This window comes from Streptomyces sp. NPDC048172 (assembly GCF_043202595.1).
Lineage (GTDB): Bacteria > Actinomycetota > Actinomycetes > Streptomycetales > Streptomycetaceae > Streptomyces.
The window spans coordinates 492,377-513,287 of sequence record NZ_JBIDAT010000007.1 but is presented as its reverse complement, the minus strand read 5'-3'; the positions used below and the strand labels follow the sequence as shown (position 1 = coordinate 513,287).

19 protein-coding genes and 1 tRNA gene are annotated in these 20,911 nt (G+C 73.9%); 7 read left to right on the top strand and 13 right to left on the bottom strand.

Annotated features, from left to right (window positions below; translation table 11 throughout):
• Positions 1-10: 10 nt before the first annotated feature.
• From ACGF3A_RS31680 to ACGF3A_RS31655, 6 genes are all read right to left on the bottom strand, one after another.
• Positions 11-84: transfer RNA gene (locus ACGF3A_RS31680), tRNA-Lys, on the bottom strand.
• Between the two features lie 87 nt (positions 85-171).
• Positions 172-546, bottom strand: coding sequence for a hypothetical protein (locus tag ACGF3A_RS31675; protein ID WP_393733814.1), 375 nt, complete (start codon positions 544-546; stop codon positions 172-174).
• A 42-nt stretch (positions 547-588) separates the two neighbouring features.
• The gene (locus ACGF3A_RS31670) at positions 589-1,938 is read right to left on the bottom strand and encodes an AAA family ATPase (protein WP_393733813.1); all 1,350 of its coding nucleotides are present in this window, start codon (positions 1,936-1,938) and stop codon (positions 589-591) included.
• Positions 1,935-3,479 (bottom strand): hypothetical protein, encoded by a 1,545-nt coding sequence (locus ACGF3A_RS31665; protein ID WP_393733812.1) that lies wholly within the window; start codon positions 3,477-3,479, stop codon positions 1,935-1,937. Before ACGF3A_RS31665 ends, ACGF3A_RS31670 begins: the two co-directional genes overlap by 4 nt.
• A gap of 250 nt (positions 3,480-3,729) precedes the next feature.
• Positions 3,730-4,758 (bottom strand): hypothetical protein, encoded by a 1,029-nt coding sequence (locus ACGF3A_RS31660; RefSeq protein WP_393733864.1) that lies wholly within the window; start codon positions 4,756-4,758, stop codon positions 3,730-3,732.
• Between the two features lie 19 nt (positions 4,759-4,777).
• On the bottom strand, positions 4,778-5,788 hold the full coding sequence (locus ACGF3A_RS31655; protein WP_393733811.1) for a phosphatase PAP2 family protein: 1,011 nt from the start codon (positions 5,786-5,788) through the stop codon (positions 4,778-4,780).
• A gap of 199 nt (positions 5,789-5,987) precedes the next feature.
• On the opposite strand from ACGF3A_RS31655, the gene ACGF3A_RS31650 reads away from it, so the two are divergent.
• On the top strand, positions 5,988-6,581 hold the full coding sequence (locus ACGF3A_RS31650) for a histidine phosphatase family protein (protein WP_393733810.1): 594 nt from the start codon (positions 5,988-5,990) through the stop codon (positions 6,579-6,581).
• 33 nt (positions 6,582-6,614) lie between these two features.
• On the opposite strand, the gene ACGF3A_RS31645 is transcribed toward ACGF3A_RS31650, so the two are convergent.
• Entirely contained in the window at positions 6,615-8,189 is a 1,575-nt protein-coding gene (locus ACGF3A_RS31645; protein WP_393733809.1) for a tetratricopeptide repeat protein, read from the bottom strand.
• A 173-nt stretch (positions 8,190-8,362) separates the two neighbouring features.
• Here ACGF3A_RS31645 and ACGF3A_RS31640 point away from each other — a divergent pair, with 173 nt between their 5' ends.
• Together ACGF3A_RS31640 and ACGF3A_RS31635 are read left to right on the top strand one after the other, a co-directional pair.
• Complete coding sequence (locus ACGF3A_RS31640) at positions 8,363-8,860, top strand: hypothetical protein (protein ID WP_393733808.1); 498 nt, start codon at positions 8,363-8,365, stop codon at positions 8,858-8,860.
• Positions 8,861-8,880: 20 nt separating this feature from the next.
• Positions 8,881-9,774, top strand: a complete 894-nt coding sequence (locus tag ACGF3A_RS31635; RefSeq protein ID WP_393733807.1) for a spermidine synthase — start codon at positions 8,881-8,883, stop codon at positions 9,772-9,774.
• 19 nt (positions 9,775-9,793) lie between these two features.
• Here the strand turns inward: ACGF3A_RS31635 and ACGF3A_RS31630 are convergent, their stop codons facing one another.
• Positions 9,794-10,636, bottom strand: a complete 843-nt coding sequence (locus ACGF3A_RS31630) for a LysR family transcriptional regulator (RefSeq protein WP_393733806.1) — start codon at positions 10,634-10,636, stop codon at positions 9,794-9,796.
• A 72-nt stretch (positions 10,637-10,708) separates the two neighbouring features.
• Between ACGF3A_RS31630 and ACGF3A_RS31625 the strand changes: the two genes are divergently transcribed.
• Positions 10,709-11,926: an MFS transporter gene (locus ACGF3A_RS31625; RefSeq protein WP_393733805.1), complete on the top strand. Its 1,218-nt coding sequence runs from the start codon at positions 10,709-10,711 to the stop codon at positions 11,924-11,926.
• On the opposite strand, the gene ACGF3A_RS31620 is transcribed toward ACGF3A_RS31625, so the two are convergent.
• A complete protein-coding gene (locus ACGF3A_RS31620) occupies positions 11,916-12,491 on the bottom strand; it encodes a hypothetical protein (protein WP_393733804.1) in 576 nt (191 codons plus the stop codon). The genes ACGF3A_RS31625 and ACGF3A_RS31620 overlap by 11 nt on opposite strands.
• A 50-nt stretch (positions 12,492-12,541) precedes the next feature.
• On the opposite strand from ACGF3A_RS31620, the gene ACGF3A_RS31615 reads away from it, so the two are divergent.
• The 3 genes from ACGF3A_RS31615 to ACGF3A_RS31605 all read left to right on the top strand — a co-directional run bounded on the left by ACGF3A_RS31615 (position 12,542) and on the right by ACGF3A_RS31605 (position 15,934).
• Entirely contained in the window at positions 12,542-13,249 is a 708-nt protein-coding gene (locus tag ACGF3A_RS31615; protein ID WP_393733803.1) for a response regulator transcription factor, read from the top strand.
• The gene (locus ACGF3A_RS31610; protein WP_393733802.1) at positions 13,246-14,634 is read left to right on the top strand and encodes a sensor histidine kinase; all 1,389 of its coding nucleotides are present in this window, start codon (positions 13,246-13,248) and stop codon (positions 14,632-14,634) included. Before ACGF3A_RS31615 ends, ACGF3A_RS31610 begins: the two co-directional genes overlap by 4 nt.
• A 286-nt stretch (positions 14,635-14,920) precedes the next feature.
• Positions 14,921-15,934: a chitinase gene (locus tag ACGF3A_RS31605; protein WP_393733801.1), complete on the top strand. Its 1,014-nt coding sequence runs from the start codon at positions 14,921-14,923 to the stop codon at positions 15,932-15,934.
• Between the two features lie 130 nt (positions 15,935-16,064).
• On the opposite strand, the gene ACGF3A_RS31600 is transcribed toward ACGF3A_RS31605, so the two are convergent.
• The 4 genes from ACGF3A_RS31600 to ACGF3A_RS31585 are packed head-to-tail and all read right to left on the bottom strand — an operon-like array spanning position 16,065 to position 20,752.
• Positions 16,065-17,483: a GH1 family beta-glucosidase gene (locus ACGF3A_RS31600; protein WP_393733800.1), complete on the bottom strand. Its 1,419-nt coding sequence runs from the start codon at positions 17,481-17,483 to the stop codon at positions 16,065-16,067.
• 57 nt (positions 17,484-17,540) lie between these two features.
• Positions 17,541-18,398, bottom strand: coding sequence for a carbohydrate ABC transporter permease (locus tag ACGF3A_RS31595; protein ID WP_393733799.1), 858 nt, complete (start codon positions 18,396-18,398; stop codon positions 17,541-17,543).
• A gap of 10 nt (positions 18,399-18,408) precedes the next feature.
• Positions 18,409-19,428, bottom strand: a complete 1,020-nt coding sequence (locus ACGF3A_RS31590) for a carbohydrate ABC transporter permease (protein WP_393733798.1) — start codon at positions 19,426-19,428, stop codon at positions 18,409-18,411.
• The gene (locus ACGF3A_RS31585) at positions 19,409-20,752 is read right to left on the bottom strand and encodes an extracellular solute-binding protein (protein ID WP_393733863.1); all 1,344 of its coding nucleotides are present in this window, start codon (positions 20,750-20,752) and stop codon (positions 19,409-19,411) included. The genes ACGF3A_RS31590 and ACGF3A_RS31585 overlap by 20 nt, the downstream gene beginning before the upstream one ends.
• Positions 20,753-20,911: the final 159 nt, after the last annotated feature.

Here is a 20,911-nt window from a genome sequence, read left to right as displayed (position 1 = left end):
AATCTGTCTGTACGCCGTCAGGGACTCGAACCCCGGACCCGCTGATTAAGAGTCAGCTGCTCTAACCAACTGAGCTAACGGCGCCTGCTGACGTCGTAGACCTTAGCACCACCACCGGCCCCAGCAAAAATCGAATATCGCCGGGACCCCACTCGACCTGCGCAGACCCGCTCAGGGACGGGCCGGAGGCTGCTCCTCCGGGGCGCGGTCCTTGATCAGGTCGCGGCCGAACTCGACCATCTTGCGTGCGTAGTCCTCCGTCCACCGCGCCCGCTCGGCGAGGTCGGCCTCCGTCAGCCGGTCGAAGCGCCGGGGGTCGGCGAGCTGGGCCGCCGCGGCCGCCTGGTACTCCTGCGCGCGGTCGGCGGCCGCGCGGAACGCCAGCACCAGCTCGGTGGAGCGCTCCAGCAGCTCGCGGGGGTCCGCCAGGGACTCCAGGCCGAAGAAGTGCTCGTCGTCCGGCTGCGCCTCGGAGGGCTCGAACAGCAGCGGAGCCGGACGGCGGTGCCGGGGAGCCTCGCCGGGAGCCGGTTGCGGCTCGGACATACAGATACCTCCAGGGTTGAGGGCCGCCCTCCATTGTGCGCCCTAGGGCAACGGCACAACGTGCTCGGACAGATGCGCGAGAACGGCCTGGTGGGCCTCCCAGCCGTCCGGCGCGTGCAGCGTGACACCGAGCTGCACCGGCGCCGTCGAGGGGTGGTCGTCGAGCAGCTCGGCGACGCCCGCGCGGCACACCACCACGCACGCGTGCCGGTGCCGCGAGGCCAGCACGCACAGCCGTCCCGTCTCCAGATGGAACTCCGTCGCGTCCGGCCGCCCCGACAGCGGATGCAGCACCACCGTCACGTCGAACTCACGCCCCTGGAGCCGGTTCGCCGTGTCCACGGTGACGCCCTCCACGCCCCGCGCCGCCAGCTCCGCCCGTACGGCCGCCGCCTGGTCCCGGTGCGCCGTGCCGACCGCCACCCGCGCCGCCGTCAGCGGCACCGGCTCCTCGCTCCGCTCGCTCACGGCCGCGCCCTCGCGCTCCAGCATCCGCCGTACGACCTCCGCGACCGCCGCCACCGCCTCCGGGTCGGTGCGCGGGGTGCGCCGCGCGGGCAGCTCCAGCAGGCCCCAGCCCGCCTCCGCCGCCTCGTCCAGCACCCGGTCGGCGGGGGAGCCGTCGGAGGGCGCCGCGAAGGCGAGGGTGCGGTCGCCGGGCCCGGTGCCGCTGCGGAACGGCGTGTACGGGTAGAAGGCGTCCGAGACCAGCGGCGCCGCCGAGGCGGGGAGCCGCCAGGAGACGGGCAGCCGGTGCTGCGGCAGCCCCGGGTTGTGCGAGAGCAGGGCGCTCACGGCGCTCGCCGACGGGTCGTACGACAGCCCCGCCCACTGCTCGGCGCCCACCTGGCTGAACGGGTCGAGCTGCCCCGGGTCGCCCACGAACAGGGCCCGCTCGAAGAGCCCCGCGACGGCGAGCAGCGCGTCCGAGCGCATCTGGTACGCCTCGTCCACGATCGCGTAGCGCCACGGGTCCCCGGGCTTCACCCACGCCCACTTCGCCGCGGTCGAGACCACGACGTCCATGCCCGCCAGATCCGCCGGTTTCGCGGACGTACGCACCGAGGGGTGGCCGTCGAGCACCGGGTCGTACGGCTGGGAGTCGCTGCTGTGCAGACGCCCTACGGGCAGCTCGGGGTCGGCGGTGGCGATACGGTCCACCAGGTCGTCCACCTGCGCGTTCGTCTGCGCGATCACCATCAGCGGATGCCCCGAGGCGGCCAGCTCGCGGGCCGCGCGGACCACGAGCGTGGACTTGCCCGCGCCGGGCGGCGAGTCGACCACGACGCCCCGGTGGGCGCCCTCCAGCGTGTCCCGCAGGATCGCCTCGGTGGCCCGCGCCGCCGCCTCGCCGGGGTCCTGTGCCGGGTCCGCTTCCGTCACGGCGGTCACAGCGTGTCCTCCTCGGTCACGGGGTCGGGTGCCTCGGCCGTCGTCATCGCCGCCTCGCCGGGCGGGCCGCCGTGCGTCCAGGGGGTGTCCTCCGGGTCGGGCAGCCCCGGCCCGCCGCGCGGCGCGTGCTCGAAGAGGGTCCAGCACAGCCGGTCGCCCGGCTCGGGCACGGTGCCGGGCGCGGGCTCCTTGCCGCGCCCCATCCCGTTCATGAGCCGCACCACCAGCACGCCGGGCTCCGGCTCGTCCACCACCGCGGCCTGCTGCTGGCCTCCGGCGGGCAGCGCGCGGTGGACCTTGGCGCCCTCGGCGAGCAGCGGCGCGTCCCCCGTACGCACGGTGACCAGGGGGCGCGGGGTGGGGCGCTTGCCGTCCGAGTACGCCATCTCGACGTCCGTGACCTCCGCCGTGAACGCCTCGCCCGCCAGCCGCCGCGCCGCCATCACCAGCGGGTCGTCGAGCGCCTCCTGCGCGTCCAGCTCGGCCTGCCGCTGCTCCCGCATGGCGAGCTTGCGCGCCGCCGTCACCGCGTCGTCCCGGCGCGGCTGCGGGGGCTCGCCCGCGCGCAGCCGGTCGCGGTGGTGGGTGTACGACTGCCGGTCGCGGCGCCAGCGGTCGGGCACGTGCTCGGCCTCCGGCAGCGTCCGCAGCAGGTCGACGCCCTGCCACACCGCCTCCCACGTCGGCCGGAGCTGGGAGGCGATCAGCTCCTCCAGCTCCTCGGCCGCGCCGGGCACCTTCGCGTCGTACCGCGCGACGGCCGGGGCCAGCAGCCGGTTGTCGAACGCCGGGTCGGTGGCGGGCCCCGCGGGCGGGCGCAGCAGCTGGCCCGCCGCGTCGCGCGCCAGCTCGGCGCGGAGCGCCGCGTCCTGCCCGCTCTCGCCCTCCGGCGGCGCGATCCAGGCGAGCAGCGCGCCCAAGTGCTGGTCCTCCAGATGGCTCTGGCCCGTCGCCCAGTGCCGGGTCAGCAGTCCCGTCATGGGCAGCAGCAGGGAGGAGCCGGGGACGCGGGAGCGCTCCGCGCAGTGCGTCAGCCAGCGGCCCAGCAGCGGGACCCGGGGCGGCGCGGGGTACGCTTCGTCCGGCGCCTCCTCCGCCGTCCGGCGGAACCGCATCGACCGGCCCAGCAGCCGTACGAAGCCGACGCCCGGCGCGCTCGGCACGAGCACCTGGGGCGCGTCCGCGCACAGCTCGGCCAGGACGGTCACCCGCTTGCCCGACTCGGGGTCGGTCTCCTTGCGCTCGACCATCTCGACCTCGTCCTGGCAGGACTCCAGGTGCGGCAGCATCGCGTCGGCGAGCCGGGCGAGGAACGCGAACCGCAGATCGCGGTCGCGCGGCTGCGCCACGGTGAACAGCTCGGGCTTCTCCCGGTCCGTCCCCACCATGGCGCCCAGCGGGGCGCCGGTCTCTCCGGCCGTCGTCAACGGCACGAACACGAGGGGCCGTTCGGACAAGTGCCGGTGCCTCACGGTCGCCACGGGCCGCGCCTTTCCGGACGCCGCCGCCTCCATTCTCGCGAGGGCGCTGATCAACGACATGCCTCGCCGCTCCTTTCCGTCGCCGTCGGCATCGGGGCTGCCACCGGGTTGCCCCGTCCCGTGCGTCGCAGGCTGCCGCTGCGTCGGTGGTCGCCCGCGCAGTTCCCCGCGCCCCTCAAGCGCCCCTGCGGGGCGCCCTTTCGGGGCGAGGCGAAGGCGTGCCCCGAAGGGGCGCGGGGAACTGCGCGACCGGCCACAGCGCAGCGGCAGCCTGCGACGCACCGGTCGGGGCAGCCCGGTTGCAGCCCTCTCATGAGCCGAGGGCCTCCTCCCGGAGGGCCGCCGCGCGGCGGAGGGCGGACGAGGCCGGGTCGTCGTGACCGGCGTCGCCGGAGCACGCGGCGAGGACCTCGCCGACCGTCGCGAGGCCGCCCAGCTCGCCGCGCACCGCGCGGCCCAGCGCCTCGACCGCGCCCCGCTCGCGCGCCCGTTCGCGGCAGTGGAACGCCAGCTCGCAGGTGGCCAGGCACTCGGGCGCGTACGCCGCGGGCACCGACTCGACGGCGGAGCGCAGCGCCTCCGCGGGGAGGTCGGGGGCGAAGCTCGTGCCCTCGGGGAGGGCGGCGGCGATCTCCTCGACCCGGGTGAGCCGGGCCAGCTGGCGCCGGGTGGTGGCCATCTGCTGACGGAAGTCGATCAGGTCCGCCGCCGGGTGGTTGGAGAAGTCGCGGGGGCAGACCAGCAGCGCGTGGTCCCGCACCGCGCGCTCCCGCTCGCGCAGCGCCAGCCCGTACACGGCCGCCTGGCGGGCGGCGGCGCCGACCTTCGCCGGGTCCGCCGAACCGTCCAGGATCGGGAAGGACTTGATCTCGATGACGGTCACCCGCCCGTCGGGGTGCACCGCCAGCGCGTCCGGCTCCAGATAGGCCGTCGAGCCCGCGACCTCCAGCGAGAGCATCGGGTGGTCCATCAGCGTCCAGCTCCCGGAGCCCGGGCCGGTCGCCTCGTCGAGCGCCAGCCGGGTCCGCTCCGCGCGCCCCGCGGGGCCGTCGGCGGCCAGGTCGGGGAGCGCGACCGCGTCGGCCTCCGGGGGCGCCTCGCCCGTACGGGCGCAGAGCAGGCCGAGCAGCTCGGAGCCGCCCTCGGCCTTGACGCGGGCCTCGAACGCGTTGCCCCGGACGAAGGCGAACTGCGACTGGCCGAACGGGGCCGGTGAGCCCAGCGCCTCCGCCAGCGCGCCCTTGTCCACGCCCGCGCCGTCGAGCAGCGCCCTGCGGCGGCAGCCCGGGTTCGCGGCGAGGGCCGCCAGCGCGCGGGCGTCGAGCGGGCGCGGGGGCACGGACAGCCCGCCGCGCAGCTCAGCGAGGCGCGGGGGCGGCGTCCGCGTCGCCCGCGTCTGCGTCGGTAGCGGTGCCGCCGCGCTGCCGGGGGAGGCGGACGTACTGCTCGTGCTGTCGGGGCCGCTGGGGCTGCCCGGAAGGTGGGTCATCGGCTGTGGCCTCGGGGGAGGGTGCGATACCCGCCGCAGTCTGGCATCCGGCGCTGACAGCCGGGGCCGCAGGGGAGCCGTCGGCGGTCCGGCGTGTCCCGCCCGTACCGAGGTCACGGCGGGCCCGGAGCCGGGCCCGTACCCACGTTCGTACGGCCGCGGCGCACCGCAGCAGGGGGCCGGTGAGCAGCCAGCCGAGCCCCATCACGGCGGCACCGGCGACCGCGTCGAGCAGGTAGTGGTTGGCGGTGCCCATCACCACGACGGAGATGGCGAGCGGGTAGGCGACGGCCAGCGCGCGGCACCACGGCGCGCGGGGCCCGCAGCGCCACAGCGCGACCGCGCACCACAGGGCCCACCCGACGTGCAGGCTGGGCAGCGCGGCGAACTGGTTCGTCAGCCCGCCCAGTCCGCGCGGGGCGCTGGCCTCGGTGCCCCACCAGCCGTAGTTGCTGTAGAGCGCCATGGTGTCGGTGAAGCCGTGGCCGAGGTCCAGGAGCCGCGGGGGGCAGGTGGGGAGCAGCGTGAAGCCCACCAGGCCGATCAGGGTGGAGGACGTCAGCCAAGTACGCAGGAAGCGGTAGTGCGCGGCATGGCGGCGGAAGAGCCAGGCCAGGACGAGGGGGGTGACGAGATAGTGCAGCGAGGCGTAGGCGAAATCCGCCGGGACGCCGAGCCAGGAATGGTCCACGAAGGCCCGGTTCAGCGGGGTCTCGGCGTCGATCCCCAGGCGCCGCTCCAGACGGAGCAGGGCCAGCCCGTGGGAGACCGCCTCGGGCTCGTCACCGCGCGCGATCAGCCGTCCCGCCGAGTACAGCGCGTACACGGCGACGATCAGTGGCAGCTCAGTCCACCACCGGGGACGGCGGTCTGTCGGCATCTCTTCGCACTCCCGAAGCTCCTGGTGGCCCGGCAGCTCGTGGCCCACTGTGGGACGACGTGGACGGCGAGTGACCGTACAGCGTATGCAGAGCAAAGAGACGCGGTCCCGGCCCGGCAGGTTGCCCCAGCAGGCCGCGCCATGAACACCTGAGCGAGAATGGGAGGGAGCGACTTTCCGCACCATTCGAGAGGTTTCCATGGCACCGCGCATCCTGCTCGTCCGGCACGGCCAGACCGAGTGGTCCGTGACCGGGCAGCACACCGGCAGGACCGACGTCCCGCTGCTGGACGAGGGCCGCCGGATGGCGAAGCTGCTCGGGGAGCGGCTGCACCGCGCGCCGTGGGACGGACTGCCCGGCGTCGAGGTGCGCACCAGCCCGCTCGTCCGCGCCCGCGAGACCTGCGAACTGGCGGGCTTCGGCGGGGCGTCCAGCTGGGACGCGCTGATGGAGTGGGACTACGGCGCGTACGAGGGCCTGACGCCCGCGCAGATCAGGGAACGCGCGGGCGACGACTGGTTCATCTGGCGCGACGGCGTGGCGGACGGCGAGGCGCTGCAGCACGTCGCCGCGCGCGCCGACGAGGTCGTCGAGTGGGCGCGCTCCGCCGACCGCGACGTGCTGGTCTTCGCGCACGGCCACATCCTGCGCGTCCTCGGCGCCCGCTGGCTGGGGTACGAACCGGCGTTCGCCGCGCGGCTGCGCCTGGACCCGGCCTCGCTCTCGATCCTGGGCTGGGCCTACGGGGAGCCCGCCGTCGAACGCTGGAACGACACCGGGCACCTGGACTGATCCGAACCGAACAGGCCGCCGGGGAACGGGCGTTCAGGCTGTGGCGGCGTGCCGGGCGAGGAAGCCCGCGACGGAGGGGTCGCGGCGGTAGGCGCGCAGCCGTCCCGCCGCGTTCTCCAGCATCTTGCTGATCCGGGTGGACTGCACGGGCCCCAGGAAGTCCAGCGCCCGCGAACCGGCCGCCGCCGCCTCGTCCGCGTGGCCCTGCGCGGCGAGGTCGCCCGCCAGCTCCGCGGTGAACAGCGCGCGGTTGCGCGTGAAGTGCGGGTCCTGGAGCGCGACCGCGCGCCGGGCGTGCTCCGCCGCGCGCTCCCAGTCGCCCAGCGCCGACCAGCACTGGGCCTCCAGGCCCTCCAGTTCGGCCTCCCCGAAGAAGGTCATCCACTCCGGGTCGGCCTCCGACGCGCCCCGGGAGAAGAGCTGTTGGGCCCGGCTGAGCGCCTGTGTGCAGCCGGAACGGTCGCCGAGCCCGGCCCAGCCGCCCGCCTCGCGCAGCGCGAGCAGCGACAGCAACTGGTGCGAGCCCAGGTTCTTCGCGGCCTGCTGCCCGGCCTGCGCGGCCCGTACGGCCTCCCGGGGGCGGCCCGCGTCCCGCGCCAGGAACGCGGAGTTGCAGAACGCGTGCGCCTCCAGCGCCGGGTTCCCGGCGACCCGCGCGGTGGCGAGCGCCTCGGCGTAGTGCGAACGGGCGTCGTGGTAGCGGCCCGAGTCGTGGGCCAGCCAGCCGACGGAGATCGCCAGTTCCCCCGCCCCCGCGTGCAGCCGGTCGGCGACGGACTGGCGCCGGGTCCCGGCGTCGAGCAGGTCGTAGGCGGCGCGCAGCGACGCGCCCGCGCGCTGGTAGAGCCCCGCACCGCCGTGCCGGTCGTCCAGCACCCGGATCCGGCGTACGGCCTGCTCCACGGCGCGGGCCTCGGCGTCCCCGGCGCGGGACGCGGGCGGGGCGGGGACGGCGGCGGAGGCGGGCGGTGCCTCCGCGAGGGCGCCGCCGACGGAGGCGGCTGCCAGGGCGGCCGGGCCGCCCGTCATGAACGCGCGACGTAGCACGTCGCTCTCCTCGTGCTTCTCGGGACTCTCGGGCCGGTACGGGTGGTTGGCGACATCGACGGCTTCGGGGTGTCCGAGGAGGTCGAGGTCCTCGGGGTGGCCGAAACCCTCCGCGACGTCGCAGGCGTCGTAGAAGGCGGTGATGTCGGTGACGTTGGTGATGCTGACGGCATCGGGGACATCGGGACGGCCGGGTGGCGGGGCGGGATCGGCGTAGCGCATCGAGTACTGGGGAGGCGCTCCGCTTCCGCCGCGCGCCCCACGAACGCGCGCCGCGCGACCGCGGACGGCCTCGCGAGGAGCGAACCCCATGTCCGCGAGCGAGTACCCGGGGAACATGTGCAGGAACACGCGCTCGTAGGCGTAGTTGGGGCACCGGATCTCGCCCGCCTCGACGCGGCCGATGTACCGCGCGTCGCAGGAGACCTGCTCGCCGATTTCCCGCGCCGACCTGCGGACGGCGGCGGCGAATTCGCCCGGCGAGAGTCGCCCCCGAAGAGCGCGGAACGCGGTGTTGGGGCGGGAGTGCTGACCTGGTGACGTTGAGGGTGACGACGCCATGGCGGAAACGTACCGGCTGTGACGTACCGCTCACCCCAGGTTTGGCTACAAACCGGATATCTCACCCGGGTTCTGCCATGAAACGCCATCCAACGCACATCACCGCCGCCGTAGCCGTTGACAGGTACAGGCGTTGAACTGGTCATAGCGACACCGCGGAGGAGGGGTCCCCCTTGTTGGACACCGGCGTAGGCATCGGCACAGGCATCACCGCCAGCGGCTCCCGGGCTGCCGTCCCGACTGCCCTGACCGCTCAGCAGACCACCCCCACTCCGGTCACCGCCGAGCCGGCGGGTCCGCCCGGCCCCGCCGAGGCGCCGTGCGACCTCGTGACCGTGCCCGCGCGGCACGGGCTGGAGGCCGTCGACATCCTGCGGCTGCGCGACGGCGTCGGGCCCGTGCTGCACGACCACGCGGGCGACACCCTCGGCTTCCTCGTCCCGCCCGGCACGGCGGCGGGCTGGGACCTGCCGGGCAGCGCCTGCACGCAGACCTTCACGGGCTCCCCGCGTGCCGCCTCCACGGGCGGCGACGAGGAGCCCCCCGTCGCCGGTACGGGCTGGCTCGTACCGCCCGGCGGCGCCTACACACGCGCCACCCAGCCCGCCGAGCTCCGCGCAGCCCTCGGCGAGGCCGCCCGCACCATCGAGGCCGCGGGGCGGCGGCTCTAGCCCTGCCCGATACTGGGCGTGTGGCGGGCAGAGCGAAGGGCACCAGGGACAGCGGTGGCGGGCGGCGTGGTGGGCGCGGCTCGCGTGAGGCGCTGAGTACGCCGGTGGCGGGCGGTCTCGCCCAGCTCCTGCCCGACCCCGACCGCCCCCGCGGCTGGACGCTGCTGCTGGACGGCGCCCCGCAGTCCCACGTCGATCTCGACGACCCCGCCCATCTCGGCTTCGAATACCAGCGCAGGATCGGTCATCTCCTCGACCTCGCCGCGCCGCCCGGCAAGCCCCTGCGGGTGCTGCACCTCGGCGGCGGCGCCCTCACCCTCGCCCGCTACACCGCGCACACGCGCCCCCGCTCCGAGCAGCAGGCCGTCGAGGCCGACGGCGAACTCACCCGCTTCGTCCGCGAGCACGTGCCGCTGGAGCGCGGCTGGCGGATCCGGGTGCGCGAGGGGGACGCGCGGGCCGGGCTCGGCAAACTGCCCACCGGCTGGGCCGATCTCGTCGTCGCGGACGTCTTCAGCGGGGCGCGGACCCCGGCGCACCTCACCACCGTGGAGTTCCTCGCGGCCGTACGGCGCGTGCTGCGCCCCGGCGGCTGGTACGCGGCGAACATCGCCGACGGTCCGCCGCTGCGCCATCTGCGGGCCCAAGTGGCCACCGCCGCCTCGGTGTTCGGCGAGCTGTGCCTGCTCTCCGACCCGGCCGTGCTGCGCGGGCGGCGCTTCGGCAACAGCGTGCTGATCGCGGGCGACGGCGAGCCGCCCGTCGCCGAACTCACCCGCCGCACGGCCTCGGACCCGCACCCGGGGCGGTGCGAGCACGGGCGTGCGCTGGACGCGTTCACGGGCGGGGCCCGTCCGGTGACGGACGCCTCGGCGGTGGCGTCCCCGGCGCCGCCGGAGGGCACGTTCCGCTGACGCCCGCGCGGCTTCCGGCTCAGAGCGCGCGGCGGAGCGCGGTCTCCACGGCGTCGATCAGCGGGTCGCCCTCGCTGCGCGGGTGCCGGGCGAGGCCGAGTGCGACGTCCGGCAGCGGCGGCAGGGCGTCCGGGGCGTGGCAGACCATGGCCGGTTCGAGGTTCGCGGGCATGAGCGCGGCGACGCCGAGCCCGGCCCGTACCGCGGCGAGGATGCCGACCAGGCTGTTGCTCTCGAACGCCACGCGCCAGCGGCGGCCGGAGCGTTCCAGGCTCTCCAGCGTCGCCGTCCGCCAGGTGCACGTCTCCGAGAACAGCACCACGGGCAGCGGCTCCGCGGCCACGTCCACGCCCGGGCCGACCGCCCAGGCCAGCGGGCGGCGCACCGTCCAGCGCGGTGGCCCGGGCACGTCCGGCACCTCGTCGAGCACGAGCTGCACCCGGCCCGCCTCGTACGCCTCCCGCATCTCGGCGCGGGAGCAGCTCAGCACCTCCAGCGTCGCGCCCGGGTGCAGCCGGGCGAGGTCGGCGAGGGCCTGCGGGAGCTGCGAGGCGGCGAGGTCCTCCAGCAGTCCGACGCCGCAGCGGCCGGTGAGCACGCGCCCGGTCTCGCTGAGCGCCTGCGCGCAGAGCGCGAGGATGCGCTCCGCGTACGGCAGCAGCTCCTCGCCCGCGCGGGTCGGCGAGACGCCGGACGGCGAGCGGTGCAGCAACTGGCGGCCGACGGCGCTCTCCAGCCTGCGCACCTGCTGGCTGAGCGCGGGCTGCGTCTGGCCGAGCGCGGCGGCGGCGCGGCTGATGCTGCCCGCCCGTACGACGGTGACGTACGACCGCAGCAGCGCGGTCTCCAGCTCTCTGGGCATAACCGGTCCTTATGCGAGCCCCAGCGAATTCACCCGTTCCTATGCCGGGGCGGAGGGCTTAGCGTCACATACGTGACCGGATACCGACAGGTGCTCGCCGTGCCGGGGATGGCCGCGCTGCTGGGCGTCTCGCTCCTCGCGCGTGCCGCGATCACGGCCGACATGATGGCGCTGACGCTCTACGTCGTCCTGGAGCTGGACCTGAGCTACGCGGCGGCGGGAGGCGTCGCCGCGGCGCTGACCACCGGACTCGCGCTGGGCGGGCCGCTGCTGGGCCGCGTGATCGACCGGCGGGGGCTGCGCACGGTGCTGCTCGGCACCGTCGTCGCGCAGGCCGTCTTCTGGCTGAGCGTCCCCGTCCTGCCGTACGCGCTCCTGCTGGGCGCCGCCTTCGCGGCGGGACTGCTGATGGTGCCCGCGCAGCCGGTGACCCGGCAGGCGATCGCCGCGATGACGGCGCCGGGACAGCGCAGGGCCGCGTTCGCGCTGGAGGCGGTGCAGGGCGAGCTCTCGTACATCGTGGGCCCGCCGCTCGTGATCCTCTGCGTGGCGCAGACCTCTCCCGGCGCGGTGGCGTGGGGAGTCGGCGCCGCGATCGTGGCGGGCGGCGTGGGGATCGCTCTGCTGGACCCGCCGCTGCGTACGGCCGACGAGGCGGCGGGGGAGGCGGCGCAGCAGGCGGACCGTCCCCGGCGGCGCGAGTGGCTGGGGCCGCGCATGATCGCCGTGCTCGTGATGGCGTTCGGCACCACGATGCTGCTCGGCGGCACCGATCTGGCCATCGTCGCCGTCCTCGAAGAGGCCGGGCAGGTCTCCTGGGCCGCCGCGGTCGTGGCCGTGTACGGGGTGACCTCCGTCGTCGGCGGACTCGTGTACGGCGCGCTCTCCCGGTCGCTGCCGACCTGGCTGCTCCTCGGCCTGCTCGGGCTGGCGACCCTCCCCGCCGGGCTGGCGTCCGACGGGCCCTGGCTCTGCGTGGCCGTCGCGTTCGCGGGGCTGCTCGTCGCGCCGACGCTGTCCACGGTGGCCGACGCGGTCAGCAGGCTCGCGCCCGCGCGCGTACGCGGCGAGGCGACCGGCCTGCAGTCCTCGGCGACGAGCGCGGGGTTCGCCCTCGGCACGCCGCTCGTCGGCGCCGCGGTGGACGTCTCCGTACCGGCGGGCGGCTTCGTGGCCGCCGGGGCGGCGGGGCTCGCCGCCGCGCTGACGGGGCGGCTGCTCTCCCGCCGTTCGCGCGCACGCGGCGCCCGTACGCCCCTCGGCGAGGCGGAGTCGGCGGTCAGTCGCTGAAGGTCTCGATGCGGGGCTCGGAGTCGTTCCAGCGGCAGAAGACCGTGGCCGAGGCGTCGCCCTTGGTGAACGTCACCCGGATCCAGGTCTGCGAGTCCCAGACCCGCATGTCCCAGCCCGCGTTGGGCGTCGCGGAGACGAGGGTCGCCGACTTCTCGCCCATGTCGAAGACGGCGCGGCCGCCCGTGACCGTGGCGCCCTTCACCTTGCCGTCGCTCCCGGGGTCCTCCGGCTCGGGGTCCGGCTTCGGGGTACGGGTGGGACGCGGGCTCTTCCCCGGCTTCTCCGTCCGCTCCGGCTCCGGCTTCCTCGTGGACCTCTCCGGCGACGGCTTGTCGCGCGCGGGCGGGGACGAGGAGGGGGAGGGCTTGGGCCGGTGCGTGGAGGAGGAACGGGGCTCGGCGGTGGGCGAGGTGGCGTCCGAGACGGGGAGGGCGCGCGGCGGCTCGTAGTCCGTGCCGGAGAGCACCGTGTGCACGCCGAACCACGAGAGCGCGACGGCGGCGCCCGTGGCCAGGGTCCAGGCTCCGGCGGGCACCAGTCGCAGGCGTAGCTCGCGTCGCACCCGAGTACCTTAAGTGTTCGCTGTCACGGGCATGACGTACGGTTCAGCGCATGGCAAGTGTGCTCGTGGTCGAGGACGACCAGTTCGTCCGGTCAGCCCTGATCCGGCATCTGACCGACGCGGCGCATGCCGTCCGGAGCGTGGGCACCGCCCTGGAGGCGCTGCGCGAGGTCACCCAGGTCGGGTTCGACGTGGTCATCCTCGATCTCGGACTGCCCGATCTGGACGGCGCCGAGGCGCTGAAGATGCTCCGCGGCATCACCGACGTCCCCGTGATCATCGCGACGGCGCGGGACGACGAGACGGAGATCGTCCGCCTGCTCAACGCGGGCGCGGACGACTATCTCGTCAAGCCCTTCTCCGTGGAGCACCTCTCCGCGCGCATGGCCGCCGTGCTGCGCCGCGCGCGTACGGTCGCGCCCGGCGAGAGCGGGGGAGACCGGGTCATCCGCGTCGGCGGGCTGGCCATCGACCCGCTGCGGCGCCAGGCCGAGCTGGAGGGCGCGGCCCTGGACCTGACCCGGCGCGAGTTCGACCTGCTGGCGTTCCTCGCCGGGCGGCCCGGGGTGGTCGTGCCGCGCAAGGAGCTGCTGGCCGAGGTGTGGCAGCAGTCGTACGGGGACGACCAGACGATCGACGTCCACCTCTCCTGGCTGCGCCGGAAGTTGGGCGAGACGGCCGCCAGCCCGAGGTATCTGCACACCCTGCGGGGCGTCGGGGTGAAGCTGGAGCCTCCCCGGGGGGAGCCGCCGCGATGAGATGGGCACTGGTGAAGGTCTGCCTCGCCGTGACCGTCATGGTGGTGGTCGCCTTCGCCGTCCCCCTCGCGCTGGTGGTCAAGGAGACCGCGCAGGACCGGGCGTTCTCCAACGCCGAACGGCAGGCCTCCGCGATCGGGCCCGCGCTGGCGATCACCACGGACCGGCAGCAGCTCAAGTTCGCCGTCGCCAGCACCCAGGCGGGCGGCGCCGGGCGGATCGCCGTGCACGTGCCCGCCGTCGAGCGGGGCAACCGCACGCACCCGCCCGTCGAGGTCGGCAGCCCCCGCGCCTCCCGCGCCGCGCTCAAGGCGGCGCAGCGCCTCGGCCGCGCCTCCAAGGTCCGCGTCGACGGGGGGTACGCGCTGCTCCAGCCGACCGCCGTGACCGGCGGCAAGGTCGCCGTCGTCGAGGTGTTCGTCCCCGACGACGAGGTCACCAACGGGGTCGCGACCTCCTGGATGCTCCTCGCGGGCGTCGGCCTCGCGCTGATCGTCGGCTCCGTCGCGGTCGCCGACCGGCTCGGCACCCGTATGGTGCGCCCCGCCGAACAGCTCGCGGGCGCCGCGCACGACCTGGGCGAGGGCGAGCTCGCCGTGCGCGTCCCGGAGGAGGGGCCGACCGAGCTGCGTTCGGCGGCCGTCGCGTTCAACTCGATGGCCGACCAGGTCGTCCAGCTCCTCGCCAACGAGCGCGAGCTCGCCGCCGACCTCTCGCACCGGCTGCGCACCCCGCTGACCGTGCTGCGGCTGAACGCGGCCTCGCTCGGCGAGGGGGACGCCGCCGACCAGACGCGGGAGGCCGTGGCCCAGCTGGAGGGCGAGGTCGACACGATCATCCGCACCGCGCGCGAGCAGCGCGCGCAGTCCCCCGGCGCCGACGTCACCACGGCCTCGGACGCGGCGGAGGTCATCCGGGAACGCATGGCGTTCTGGTCCGCGCTCGCCGAGGACGAGGGGCGCGAGGCGCGCGTCGCCGGGGTCGAGGGGCCCGTACGGGTGCCGGTCGCACGGGCCGAACTCACGGCCGCCGTCGACGCGCTGCTGGGCAACGTCTTCCGGCACACCCCCGAGGGCACCGCCTTCTCGGTGGACGTGCACAACGGGGAGGACGCCGTGATCGTCCTCGTCTCCGACGCGGGCCCCGGCATCGCCGACCCGGACACCGCGCTGCGCCGCGGCCACGGGGACGGTGGCCCTGGCTCGACGGGCCTCGGGCTCGACATCGTCCGCCGCGTCGCGGAGTCCACGGGCGGCGACGTCCGCCTCGGACGGTCGGTCCTCGGCGGCACGGAAGTGCGGGTCTGGCTGGCACTCCGCCCCGCGAGGTCCGGCCGCCCCCGCAACTCCGGGCACCGCATGCGCCGCCGCAGGGCGGTCACTTAGCGCTTCCGGCCCAGCCTTCGCCCCGCAGGGGCGCGGGGAACTGCGCGAGCAACCACAGCGCACCCGCGGTCCGCGAGGCACGGGCAGGGGCTGCCCCGACCCGTGCGTCGCGGGCCGCGCCACCGTCGTGGCCGGGCGCGCAGTTCCCCGCGCCCCTAGGTCTCAAGTTGCCTAAGCGCAGCCTTTCGCTCTCTTAAGCGCGGCATAAGTGGGGAATTCGGCGCTCCAGGCGCCGTTAGCGTGCTGGTCGTTCGCACATCCCCCACAGATCGAGGGCACCAGCGCGATGAGGAAGAAGCTGATCAGTGGTACGGCCGCCGCGGCCGTCGTGGCGGGCGGGGGCTTCCTGCTCGCCAGCAACGCGACGGCGGGCGAGGGGTCGGACCAGGCCGCCGCCAAGGCGAAGGGCACCGCCTTCGCACCGTACGTCGACACCTCGCTCCAGCCCTCCTACGACCTGCTCAAGAGCGCGGAGAAGACCGGCGTCAAGAACTACAACCTCGCCTTCGTCACCAGCGCGGACGGCGGCTGCGTCCCCAAGTGGGGCGGCTCGCAGGAGCTGAAGGACAACCCGGTCGCGAAGCAGATCGCCGCGCTGCGCGCCAAGGGCGGCGACGTCCGGGTCTCCTTCGGCGGCGCCAACGGCTCCGAGCTGGCCCTCGCCTGCAAGTCGGCGGGCGAGCTGGAGAAGGCGTACGGGAAGGTGATCGACACCTTCGAGCTGAAGAAGATCGACCTCGACATCGAGGGCGCCGCCCTTCCCGACACCAAGGCCAACACGCTGCGCGCCAAGGCCGTCGCGGCCCTGCAGAAGAAGCACAAGGGCCTCGACGTCTCGTACACGCTGCCCGTCATGCCCGAGGGCCTGACCCAGCCCGGCGTCGCGCTCCTGGAGAACGCGAAGCAGAACGGCGTGAAGGTCGGCGCCGTGAACGTCATGGCCATGGACTACGGCCCGTCCTACGACGGCGACATGGGCACCTACGCCACCAAGGCCGCCACCGCCACCCAGAAGCAGGTCAAGAAGGCGCTCAAGATCACGAGCGACGCGAAGGCGTGGAAGGCGGTCGCGATCACGCCGATGATCGGCGTCAACGACGTGGTCGTCGAGGTCTTCAAGCCGCAGGACGCCGAGCAGGTCAAGGCGTTCGCCGACAAGAAGGGCATGGGCTGGGTCTCGATGTGGTCCGGCACCCGCGACAAGGCGTGCCCCGGCGGTCCGAAGAAGGAGGCCGACCCGACCTGCTCCAGCATCGAGCAGAAGCCGTACACGTTCTCCAAGGCGTTCACGACCAGGTGACGGTCCGGTAGCAGCCGCCGGACCGTCACCCTCCAGGGCCGGGAGTCACCCCCGAACCCCCGGCCCGGGCCCCCGGACGGGGCGCGACGGGCTTCCTTCCCCCCACACAGCCGCCGCGCCCCGCCCGGGGTCAGTCCTCGTCGGGGATCCGCCCGGTGCCCGCGACCCGCCCGTACCAGCGCGCGCTGGACTTGGGCGTACGGACCTGGGTGTCGAAGTCGACGTGGACGGCCCCGAACCGGCGGCTGTAGCCGTACGCCCATTCGAAGTTGTCCAGCAGTGACCAGAGGAAGTATCCGCGTACGTCGGCGCCCTCGGCCCGCGCCCGGCGCACGGCGTCGAGGTGGTCGCGCAGGTACGCGATCCGCTCGGGGTCGTGCACCTGGCCCTGGGCGTCGGGCTTGTCCTCGTAGGCGGCGCCGTTCTCCGTGACGTAGAGCGGCGTGCCCGGGGCCTCGCGGTGGAAGCGGAGCAGCAGCTCGGTCAGGCCCGTCGGGTCCACGGCCCAGCCCATCTCCGTACGCGGGCCCGGCGGCTGGTGGAAGGCGACGTGGTCGGCGCCCGGCCAGGGGGAGTGCGGGCTCTCGCCGTGCCCGTCGTGGCGCTCGGGCACCGGGCCTCCGGCGGAGACCACGGACGGCGTGTAGTAGTTCAGCCCGAGCCCGTCGAGGCGCTGCCGGACGGCGGCCATGTCCCCGTCGCGGACACAGCTCCAGTCGGTGAGCGGCGCCGTGTCGGCGATCAGGTCCTCGTCGTAACGGCCGTGCAGCATGGGGCCCGTGAAGACGCGGGTGGCGAGCGCGTCGATGCGCCGCGCCGCCTCCCGGTCGGCCTCGGAGCCCGAACGGGGGCGTACGACCGCGGGGTTGAGGCTGACCATGAGCCGGGCCCGGGAGGGCAGCGTGGCGCGCAGGGCCTGGGCGGCGAGTCCGTGGCCCAGGTTGAGGTGGTGGGCCGCGCGCAGCGCCGCCACCGGATCGGTGCGGCCCGGGGCGTGGACGCCGGAGCCGTAGCCGAGGAAGGCGCTGCACCAGGGTTCGTTGAGCGTCGTCCAGTGCTCGACGCGGTCGCCGAGCGCCTCCGCGACGAGGCGGGCGTACTCGGCGAAGCGCTCGGCGGTGTTCCGCGCGGGCCAGCCCCCGGCGTCCTCCAGCTCCTGCGGGAGATCCCAGTGGTAGAGGGTGAGAAAGGGCTGGATGCCCTTGTCGAGCAGCTCGTCGGCGAGCGCCCGGTAGAAGTCGAGCCCCCGCTGGACGGCGGGGCCCGCGCCCGTCGGCTGGACGCGGGGCCAGGAGACGGAGAAGCGGTAGGCGCCGACGCCGAGTCCGGCCATCAGCGCGATGTCCTCGCGGAACCGCTGATGGTGCTCGCAGGCGCGGTCCCCGGTGTCGCCCTGGTGCACCTTGCCCGGCACGCGGGCGAAGGTGTCCCAGATCGAGGGCGCCCTGCGGGCCTCTCCCAGCGCGCCCTCGACCTGGAACGCGGCGGTGGCCGTGCCCCAGACGAAGTCGGCGGGGAAGTGGCGTGCGGCGGTGCTGTGCGTGTGCATGGAAGCGCTCCCAAAGGTGCCGTAGGGGAGAGAGGGGGAGTAGGGGAGGAGGCGGCGTCAGCCCTTGACGGCGCCCTGCATGATGCCGCCGACGATCTGCTTGCCGAAGACGGCGAACGCCGCCAGCAGCGGCAGCGTGCCCAGCAGTGCGCCCGCCATGATCACGGACTCGTCCGGGATGTAGCCCCGGCCGAGCCCGGTCAGCGCCACCTGCACGGTCGGGTTGTCCTGCGTCAGCGCGATGATGGGCCAGAAGAACTCGTTCCAGGCCATCACGAAGGTGAGCATGCCCAGCACGGCCATCGCGGGCCGCGCCGCGGGGAAGACCACGTGCCAGACGACGCGCAGGCTGTGCGCCCCGTCCACCCGCGCGGCCTCGACGAGTTCGGTGGGCAGGGCGCTCGTCAGGTACTGCCGCATGAAGAAGACGCCGAAGGCGCTCACCATCATCGGCAGGATCACGGCCTGGAGCTGATTGGTCCACTCCAGCTTCGCGACGGCCATGAAGAGCGGGACGACGCTGAGCTGGGGCGGCACCATCATCGTGCCGATCACCAGGAGCAGCAGGGTGTTCTTCGCGCGGAAGCGGAGCTTGGCGAAGGCGAACCCGGCGAGCGTCGCGAAGAGCACGGTGCTGGCCGCGACCGTCCCCGCCACCAGGGTGGTGTTGAGGAGGGCCTTGCCCATGTTGGCGTCGTTCCAGGCGGTGCTCATGTTCGAGAAGAGGTTGCCGCCGAACCAGAAGGGCGGCGGGGTCCCGGCCAGCCGCTCGTTGTCGCGCGACGCGGCGATCGCGGTCCAGACGAGCGGGAAGAGCGAGCCGAGGGTGACCAGGACCAGGACGGCGTAGGCGAAGGGGCCCGCGCGGAGTCGGGACGTGGACGTACGGTGCTTCACGTGCGGCACGGCGGACACGGCGGACCCCTCAGTGGCTCTTCTGGAGCCGTCGGGCGATCAGCCAGTTGAGCAGGCCGATCACGATGAGGATCAGGAACATGGCCCAGGCGATGGCGGAGGCCCTGCCCAGGTGGAAGTTGAACCAGCCCTGCTCGTACAGGTAGAGCCCCAGGGTCTGGTACTGGTGCGAGCCCCCGCCGTTCTGCGAGCCGCCGAAGAGCAGCGGCTCCCCGAAGAGCTGGGTGGCGCCGATGGTGGAGACGACGACGGTGAAGAGGATCGTCGGCCGCAGCGAGGGCACGGTCACGTGCCGGAACTGCTGCCAGCGCGAGGCCCCGTCGAGCGCCGCCGACTCGTACAGGTCGTCGGGGACGGCCTGCATCGCGGCGAGGTAGATCAGCGTGTTGTAGCCGGTCCAGCGCCAGATCACGATGGTGGAGACCGCGATCTGCGAGGACCAGGTGCCGTTCTCCCAGTCGACGTTGTCGATGCCGACGAGCCCGAGCGCCCAGTTGATCATCCCGTAGTCGCGCCCGAAGAGCAGCGCGAAGACGAGCGTCGCCGCGGCCACGGAGGTGGCGTACGGGGTGAGCAGCGCGACCCGGAAGAACGCGCTGCCGCGCAGCCGGTAGTGGAGCAGGTGCGCCAGACCGAGCGCCATCAGGAGCTGGGGCACGGTCGAGATCACGCCGATGGTGAAGGTGTTGCGCAGCGCGTTCCAGAAGAACTCGTCCTCCAGCAGCCGCGAGAAGTTCCGCAGCCCCACCCACTCCATCTCGGTCGGGCTGTGCAGCGAGACCGCGTGCAGCGAGGCCCAGCCCGTGTAGAGCAGCGGGAAGAGGCCGAAGGCCGCGAAGAAGAGGAAGAAGGGCGCGATGAACGCGTACGGACTCCACTTGGCGTCCCTGCGGTAGCGGCGGCTGCGCCGGGCCTGGGCGCGCGGGCCGGGCTCGCGCGCCGCCCGCGGGCCGCGTACGGGTAAGGCGCGGGGCCGCCGCTCGTCCTCCGGGGGGCGGGCCCGGGTCGTCTCAGTCCTCGACGGAGTCATCGATCTTCTTCACCGCCGCGTCCCAGCCCTCCTGGGGCGACTTGCCCTGCTGCTCGACCTGGAGGATGCCGACCTCGTTCATGTGCTGCTTGATCAGCTGGTCCTTGGGGCCGAGGACGGAGACGGGCACGTCCTTGGCCGCGGCGGAGAAGATCTTCCCGATGGGCGCGTCGCCGAAGTACGCGTGCCTGGCCCCGGAGACCTTCGGCAGGTCGAGCGCGGCCTGGGAACTGGGCAGGTTGCCCATCTTCTCGAAGACCTTGGCCTGCTGCTCGGGCGCCGTCAGCCAGGTCGCGAGCTTGATCGCCTCGTCCCGGTTCTTCGCCTTCTCCGGAACGGTCAGGAAGGAGCCGCCCCAGTTGGCCGGTTCGGGCGCGGCGGCCACGTCCCACTTGCCCTTGCCCGCCTTTCCGGCCTTCTCCTGGATGTAGGCGAGCATCCAGGACGGGCAGATGACGCTGGCGAACGAGCCGTTGGCGTACGCCTGGTCCCACGCCTTGTCGAACTGCTTCAGCTTGCCCGTCATCTTGCCGTCGACGGCGCGCATCGCGAGGTCCCAGGACTCCTTGACGCCCTTGCTCTTCTTGTAGACGAGCGTGCCGTCCTTGGCGTAGTTCTGCACGGTGTGGCTGGCGAGGGCGCCGTTGTAGAGCCCGGCGGCGCTGTCGGTGTAGGCGGTGCCCTTGGGGGCCGACTTCATGTACTTCTCGCCGGTGTCGACGTACTTCCCCCAGTCGCCCGCCCACAGCTCGCCGACCTTCCCGCGCTCGGTCGGCAGGCCCGCCTTCTCGAAGAGGTCCTTGCGGTAGCAGATCGCCATGGGACCGGTGTCGGTGCCGAGCCCGATGACCTTGCCGTCCTCGGCCTTGGCCTGGTCCCACTTCCAGTCGAGGAAGTCGGCCTCGCGCACGCCCTCCGCCTTGCCGAGGTCGGTGAACTTGTCGGCCTGGACGGTCGCCAGCTCGTTGATGTTGCCGATCTCCGCGGCCTGGATGTCGCTGAGGCCGCTGCCCGCGGCGAGGTGGTTGAGGAGCGCGGGGTAGTAGTCCTCGTTGCGCTCGGTGGAGTTCTCCTTGATCGAGATTCCGGGGTGGAGCTTCTCGTACTCCTTGTAGAGCCCCGCCTGCTTGTAGCCGAAGACGCCGAAGACGCCGACCGAGACGGTGGTCTTCCCCTTGCCGCCCCCGCTGTCCGCCGCGGCGGACGAGCCCCCGTCGTCGGCGCAGCCCGCGAGGGGCGTGGCGACGAGCACGACCGCGACTCCCGCTGCGGCGAGGCGCCTACGGGGCGGGAGGGAAACGGACGTTGTACCGCGAATGCGCATCATTGCGTTCTCCCAGCGTTCGGGTTATGTATGTGGGGGATGCAGTGGGAGCGCTCCCATCGCCATGAGTCGAAAGCTTCCGGAAGTTCCAGTGAGGTGTCAAGACATCGGACCGCAACTGGCCCGGATCGACGTGTAGTTCAATGATCCCGCCGGCGC

Excerpts from the sequence above, each read along its gene's own strand:
- ACGF3A_RS31590 (WP_393733798.1), bottom strand. The coding sequence starts at position 19,428 with ATGACTCCGTCGAGGACTGAGACGACCCGGGCCCGCCCCCCGGAGGAC.
- ACGF3A_RS31675 (WP_393733814.1), bottom strand. The coding sequence starts at position 546 with ATGTCCGAGCCGCAACCGGCTCCCGGCGAGGCTCCCCGGCACCGCCGT.
- ACGF3A_RS31630 (WP_393733806.1), bottom strand. The coding sequence starts at position 10,636 with ATGCCCAGAGAGCTGGAGACCGCGCTGCTGCGGTCGTACGTCACCGTC.
- ACGF3A_RS31610 (WP_393733802.1), top strand. The coding sequence starts at position 13,246 with ATGAGATGGGCACTGGTGAAGGTCTGCCTCGCCGTGACCGTCATGGTG.
- ACGF3A_RS31665 (WP_393733812.1), bottom strand. The coding sequence starts at position 3,479 with ATGTCGTTGATCAGCGCCCTCGCGAGAATGGAGGCGGCGGCGTCCGGA.
- ACGF3A_RS31605 (WP_393733801.1), top strand. The coding sequence starts at position 14,921 with ATGAGGAAGAAGCTGATCAGTGGTACGGCCGCCGCGGCCGTCGTGGCG.
- ACGF3A_RS31600 (WP_393733800.1), bottom strand. The coding sequence starts at position 17,483 with ATGCACACGCACAGCACCGCCGCACGCCACTTCCCCGCCGACTTCGTC.
- ACGF3A_RS31645 (WP_393733809.1), bottom strand. The coding sequence starts at position 8,189 with ATGGCGTCGTCACCCTCAACGTCACCAGGTCAGCACTCCCGCCCCAAC.
- ACGF3A_RS31585 (WP_393733863.1), bottom strand. The coding sequence starts at position 20,752 with ATGCGCATTCGCGGTACAACGTCCGTTTCCCTCCCGCCCCGTAGGCGC.
- ACGF3A_RS31655 (WP_393733811.1), bottom strand. The coding sequence starts at position 5,788 with ATGCCGACAGACCGCCGTCCCCGGTGGTGGACTGAGCTGCCACTGATC.
- ACGF3A_RS31615 (WP_393733803.1), top strand. The coding sequence starts at position 12,542 with ATGGCAAGTGTGCTCGTGGTCGAGGACGACCAGTTCGTCCGGTCAGCC.
- ACGF3A_RS31650 (WP_393733810.1), top strand. The coding sequence starts at position 5,988 with ATGGCACCGCGCATCCTGCTCGTCCGGCACGGCCAGACCGAGTGGTCC.